General features: G+C 53.8%; 4 protein-coding genes and 2 pseudogenes. 5 read left to right on the top strand and 1 reads right to left on the bottom strand.

The window, feature by feature from the left end:
• Nucleotides 1-80: 80 nt before the first annotated feature.
• The 3 genes and pseudogenes from cysJ to cysH all read left to right on the top strand — a co-directional run.
• A pseudogene (cysJ, locus tag CS369_RS15110) lies at nucleotides 81-1,469 on the top strand (NADPH-dependent assimilatory sulfite reductase flavoprotein subunit); the annotation flags it as partial.
• A 32-nt stretch (nucleotides 1,470-1,501) separates the two neighbouring features.
• Nucleotides 1,502-3,217: pseudogene (gene cysI, locus CS369_RS15105) on the top strand (assimilatory sulfite reductase (NADPH) hemoprotein subunit).
• A gap of 12 nt (nucleotides 3,218-3,229) precedes the next feature.
• Nucleotides 3,230-3,964: a phosphoadenosine phosphosulfate reductase gene (gene cysH, locus CS369_RS15100; protein ID WP_196907758.1), complete on the top strand. Its 735-nt coding sequence runs from the start codon at nucleotides 3,230-3,232 to the stop codon at nucleotides 3,962-3,964.
• Nucleotides 3,965-4,149: 185 nt separating this feature from the next.
• On the opposite strand, the gene CS369_RS15095 is transcribed toward cysH, so the two are convergent.
• Complete coding sequence (locus CS369_RS15095; protein ID WP_196907756.1) at nucleotides 4,150-4,884, bottom strand: helix-turn-helix transcriptional regulator; 735 nt, start codon at nucleotides 4,882-4,884, stop codon at nucleotides 4,150-4,152.
• 256 nt (nucleotides 4,885-5,140) lie between these two features.
• Between CS369_RS15095 and CS369_RS15090 the strand changes: the two genes are divergently transcribed.
• Both CS369_RS15090 and CS369_RS22615 read left to right on the top strand, forming a co-directional pair.
• Nucleotides 5,141-5,572, top strand: a complete 432-nt coding sequence (locus CS369_RS15090; RefSeq protein ID WP_196907757.1) for an antiterminator Q family protein — start codon at nucleotides 5,141-5,143, stop codon at nucleotides 5,570-5,572.
• Nucleotides 5,573-5,723: 151 nt separating this feature from the next.
• A partial coding sequence (locus CS369_RS22615; RefSeq protein ID WP_210769499.1) for a hypothetical protein occupies nucleotides 5,724-5,974 on the top strand: 251 nt, incomplete at its 3' end.

Genomic DNA, 5,974 nt, shown 5'->3' with positions numbered 1-5,974 from the left:
GCAACATTTTTCATGATGGCCTCTCCTGAAAGAAAAACACCCTGTCAGCGTACCGCTACAGGGGGGTGACCATCTCATTAGCCCCCGCGCTAAAAACCACGTCGTTTGCGGTGTTCGGATTGGGGGATACCTCTTACGAATTCTTCTGCAAAGCCGGTAAAGATGTTGATGGTCGATTGGCCGAGCTGGGTGCAGAGCCCCTGCTCGATCGCGTGGACGCCGATGTTGACTACCAGGCAGCCGCTGAGCAGTGGCGTCTCCAGATTGTTGATATCCTTCAGGCGCGTGTACCGGCATAAGGTGCGGCGGTGGTTCAGGCGAGCGCCAGCGGAACGCGGGATGAAATTTCCAGCAGTCCGTACAGTAAAACCGCGCCTTACACGGCGAGTTTCGCCGTGAATCAGAAAATCACGGGGCGTGCGTCCGATAAGGATGTGCGCCATATTGAGATCGATCTGGGGGATTCCGGGCTGCGCTATCAGCCGGGTGATGCGCTCGGCGTGTGGTATCAAAACGATCCGGCGCTGGTACAAGAGTTGCTGGAACTGCTGTGGTTCAAAGGGGATGAGCCTGTGACCGTGGCGGGAGAGACATTGCCCTTGTCGCAGGCACTGCAACGCCATTTCGAACTGACGCAAAATACGGCACCGCTGGTGAAGAAGTACGCCGCGTTGTCCCGCAACGATGTGTTACTGGCGTTGGTGGCTGAAAAGCCTGCGCTGCAACAGTTCGCCCAACGTACGCCGCTGGTAGATATGGTGCGTCAGGCACCGACGGAATTGACGCCGGAGCAACTGATTGGCTGGCTGCGACCATTGACGCCGCGCCTCTATTCCATTGCTTCTTCCCAGGCTGAAGCCGAAAGCGAAGTGCATATCACCGTTGGTGTGGTGCGCTACGACCATGAGGGACGTGCGCGGACGGGCGGCGCATCAGGTTATCTGGCGGATCGTTTGAATGAAGACGATGAGATTTAGGTCGTTATTGAACATAACGATCACTTCCGCCTGCCTGCCGATCCCTCGACGTCCGTCATCATGATCGGACCTAGTACCGGCATCGCTCCGTTTCGTGCCTTTATGCAACAGCGCGAATCGGACGGTGCCGAAGGCAAAAACTGGCTGTTTTTCGGCAACCCGCACTTTACCGAAGATTTTCTCTATCAGGTGGAATGGCAGCGCTACGTGAAAGATGGATTGCTGACGCATATCGATCTGGCCTGGTCACGCGATCAGGCACACAAGATCTATGTGCAGGACAAACTGCGCGAGAAGGGCGAACAGGTGTGGCGCTGGATCCAGGAAGAAGCACATCTTTACGTGTGTGGCGATGCCAACCGTATGGCGAAAGATGTGGAGCAGGCGCTGCTGGACATCATCGTTACCCACGGCGGTCTAGATGCAGAACAGGCCGATGAATTTTTAAGCGAACTGCGCCTTGAGCACCGTTATCAGCGCGATGTGTACTAGCGAGATCACTATCCATGAGCGAAAAATTACCAATCGATGAACGTTATCCCGGCCCGTTAGTGGTAGAAGGGAAACTCGCTGATGCGGAGCGCCTAAAGCGGGAAAGTAACTACCTGCGCGGTACCATTGCTGAAGATTTGCAGGAAGGGCTGACGGGCGGTTTTAACGGCGACAACTTTTTGCTGATCCGTTTTCACGGCATGTATCAGCAGGATGACCGCGATATTCGCGCTGAGCGTGCCGAGCAAAAGCTGGAGCCGCGTCATGCCATGATGCTGCGCTGCCGTTTGCCCGGTGACGTGATGACGCCTGAGCAGTGGTTAGGGATCGATAAATTTGCCGCCGAGAGCACGCTCTATGGCAGCATTCGTATCACCAACCGCCAAACCTTCCAGTTTCACGGTATCCTGAAGCCGAACGTGAAACCGGCGCACCAGTTGCTGAACCATCTGGGGCTGGATGCGTTGGCGACTGCCAACGATGTGAACCGTAACGTGCTTTGTACTTCTAACCCGGTGGAATCCGAGCTGCATCAGCAGGCCTATGACTGGGCGAAGAAGATCTCCGAGCACCTGTTGCCACGTACCGGTGCCTACGCTGAGATCTGGCTGGATCAAGAGAAAGTCGCCACCACCGATGAAGAACCGATCCTCGGGGCGACCTATCTGCCGCGCAAATTCAAAACCACGGTAGTGATCCCGCTGCAAAACGATGTCGATCTGCACGCCAACGACCTTAATTTTATTGCTATTGCCGATAATGGCCGTCTGGTCGGTTTCAACGTGTTGGTAGGCGGCGGCCTTTCTATTACCGACGGCGATAAGGCAACCTATCCGCGCACTGCCAGTGAGCTGGGCTATATTCCGATTGAGCATACGCTGGCAGTGGCCGAAGCGGTGGTGACCACGCAACGTGATTGGGGTAACCGCACCAACCGCAAAAATGCCAAAACCAAATATACGCTGGAGCGTGTCGACGTTGACACCTTCAAACGCGAAGTGGAAAAGCGCGCAGGCGTGACCTTTGAATCGGTGCGCCCGTATGAATTTACTGGCCGTGGCGATCGCATTGGCTGGGTGAAAGGCATCGATAGCAAATGGCACCTGACGCTGTTTATCGAAAATGGCCGTATTCTCGATTATCCAGGGTGCCCGTTGAAAACCGGGTTGGTTGAAATCGCCAAAATTCATAAAGGGGATTTCCGACTGACGGCGAACCAAAACCTGATTGTGGCGGGCGTGACTACGCGCAATAAAGCGAAGATTGAAGCGCTGGCGCGCGAGCACGGTTTGATTGACGATAGCGTCAGCGAGCAGCGTAAAAACTCGATGGCCTGCGTATCCTTCCCAACCTGTCCGCTGGCGATGGCGGAAGCCGAGCGTTTTCTGCCGGAATTTGTCACCGAGGTGGAAGGCATTATGCAGCGCCACGGCGTGGGCGACGAGCATATCGTACTGCGGGTGGACTGGCTGTCCGAACGGCTGTGGCCGCGCAATGCTGGCGGAAATTGGTCTGGTCGAGAAAGCCATTGGGCGCTACAACCTGCATCTGGGCGGTAACCGCGAAGGCACGCGCATTCCGCGCATGTACCGCGAAAATATCACGCAGGCGGAGATCCTGAGCGAACTGGATGGTCTGATTGGCCGCTGGGCGCTAGAGTGCCAGCAGGAAAAGGGTTCGGTGACTTCGCGATTCGTAGCGGCATTATCAAGCCGGTACTCGATCCGGCGCGCGATTTTTACGATTAACCGGGAGGCATGATGTCGGTATTCTCTCTTGAAGCGCTCAATGCGCTACCCAAACCGGAGCAGGTGCAAGCGCTGGCAGAAACCAACGCCCAGTTGGAAACGTTCTCCGCCGAGGCGCGCGTAGCCTGGGCGCTGGAGCACTTGCCGGGAGCGTATGTGCTCTCCTCCTGCTTCGGCATTCAGGCGGCGGTGAGCCTGCATCTGGTCACGCAACTGCGCCCTGATATTCCGGTGATCCTTACCGATACCGGCTACCTGTTCCCGGAAACCTACCAGTTTATCGATACGCTGACCGAGCAGTTGAAACTCAATCTGAAGGTGTATCGCGCTGAGCTCTCCCCGGCCTGGCAGGAAGCGTGCTATGGCAAGCTGTGGGAACAGGGCGTTGAAGGCATTGAGCAGTACAACCAGCTAAACAAAGTAGAGCCGATGAATCGCGAGCTGAGTGAGCTACGGGCGCAGACCTGGTTTGCCGGGTTGCGGCGCGAGCAGTCAGGCAGCCGTGGACATCTGCCAGTACTGGCTATCCAACGCGGCGTCTTCAAGGTGTTGCCGATTATCGATTGGGATAACAAGCAGGTGTATCAATACCTCAAGCAGCACGGTTTGTCTTATCATCCGCTGTGGGATCAGGGTTACCTGTCCGTAGGGGATACGCATACCACGCGTAAATGGGAGCCGGGAATGAGCGAAGAAGAAACGCGCTTCTTTGGTTTGAAACGGGAGTGTGGGTTGCACGAGGGATGAGTGACACCTACTCACCTCAATCATTCCCGCCCACCTTCGTCATTCCCGCGAAGGCGGGAATCTCCTACAGGCGAAACACGTTTCGTCTAACAGAGATCCCCGGCTTTCGCCGAGGATGACGAGGGGAACAATGACTTTTCAGCAGTCTGAGACCGTTGGTTAAAGGCACAGCACTGGCACAGGAATCAGTAGTCCAGCACCGCCCACCAGAACACGCGGCCAATAATATCGACGTCGCTGAGGGATTTCTCTTCCACGGGATGTTCAGCACTGTTGTAACTACGGATGCTTACCGTGTTCGGCCCAACCTGATACAGCAACTTGATGCGGTTCCAACCGTTTTGGCTGATGGCGTAGATCTTGCCATCAATAATGCGCTTATCGTTGGTGTTGACGGCGACGGTTGTGCCATCGGGAATAAATGGTTCCATGCTGTCGCCCTTGGCCGGGAAACAGAGTACGCCAGAGCCATCCGAATTCGCACCGACGCGGCGTAGGGTCGATTTGGAAAACCGCAGCTTAAACCCGTTATGATCTTCATTCATGATTCGCCCAGTCCCGCAAGCGAATTCAATATCTTTCAGAAACGGCACTTCCACTTCATCATCCCGCAAGGGGGTGTGGCTGTCCCACACGTCAACCGTTCCCCACTGGGATTCAGGGGGAATGTTGGAGCGTGAGTCGTAAGGCGTTACCGCAGGCGCACGCATGGGTTCATCGCCATTTGCCAGCCATTCCGGACGGACTCCCAGCGCATCGGCGATATCAATGATACGAGAGGTTCCTTTTGCCTGACCGGAGGTCAAGCGCCAGATTGTCGGCTGAGCCATGTTAACGGCGCGTGCCAATTGCCCCTGAGTCATTCCCGTCAGCGACATGGCATGGTTGAGCCGTTCTACCAAAGTGTTCATCGTTTTCATGCCAATAACTTTATAGCATTCGCTATTGCTTTTCAAGTGAAATAGCAATACCTTTTGGTATTATCAATAGTTAAAAGTATTGCCACGACAACAGGGCCGGCCATGCGTGAGTAACGGATGCTGGTTCTCTATTAAATCAACAAGTTTCCGGTGGCAGTGTGTGGCTGCCGCTCTTTTGTGACTCCAGGGGACGGTGCGGCAAGATCCCAATGTCCTTGTCAGATAACGGTATAGAAACAACAAAGGTGGCGAGATGATTCGTGATATCCAAAAGGTGCTCGAGCGCTATGGCGCATGGGCTTCTCATACTGAACACGGGCTGTATTACTCATCGGTGGCGGCGGGCTTCCGAGGGCTGCTTCCCTCCAGCCAGCGCTCGCGCCCGTCGTGTTTCGATGACGATGGGTTGATTGTTAATGGGGCTATGGCGTGTTTGAAAAAACGCGACCCCTATCTGCATGTGCTATTGGAGTGGCATTATGTACTTGGCCTGCCGGTGAGGGCGATTGGTACCAAACTAGGCATTTCACATACGCTGGTGTTAAAGCAGCTACAAATGGCAGAAGGATTTATCGATGGCTGCCTGAGCATGATGGATATCAAACTGGATATCGATCTTGAATGCCAAAAAGAGCTGGTTTATACGCCGAAAATAAAAAAGGTGATGGAATTCCAAAAGGCAATATAGTCTGATAAAAATGATTATTTCATCCTATTTCTAATGCGAAGTTCATTTCTTATGACAAGCGTTTTATTGCGAATGGCTAATTGTCCTAATTAACGGATGGGCTGAAGGATGTGCGTATATATTTTGATTTTTCGCAAGGAAAGGTGTATTTGTGCGTGTAGTATCGTTCACTATCGAATGCATGACAGATGAGTGCATTGCCTTCGTAATCACCGACCGAAACAGTAAATCAGGAATATTCCAGATTAGTCTTATCGCAAAAATTAAAAGTCATGTTGCCACTTCGTCCTTTAACGAGGTCTATGATGAAGACGCTGCTGTTATTCATGTTGGTTCCTCCATGCTGCTCAAATTCCCCTTGTCGAAACCGGCCGTTGTTATCCACTCCGGTCAGCACATAAC

It is taken from the genome of Candidatus Symbiopectobacterium sp. 'North America' (assembly GCF_015762685.1).
Taxonomy (GTDB): Bacteria; Pseudomonadota; Gammaproteobacteria; order Enterobacterales; family Enterobacteriaceae; genus Symbiopectobacterium.
Note: the sequence above shows the minus strand (reverse complement) of the source record. Positions and strands in the feature narration are given on the sequence as shown.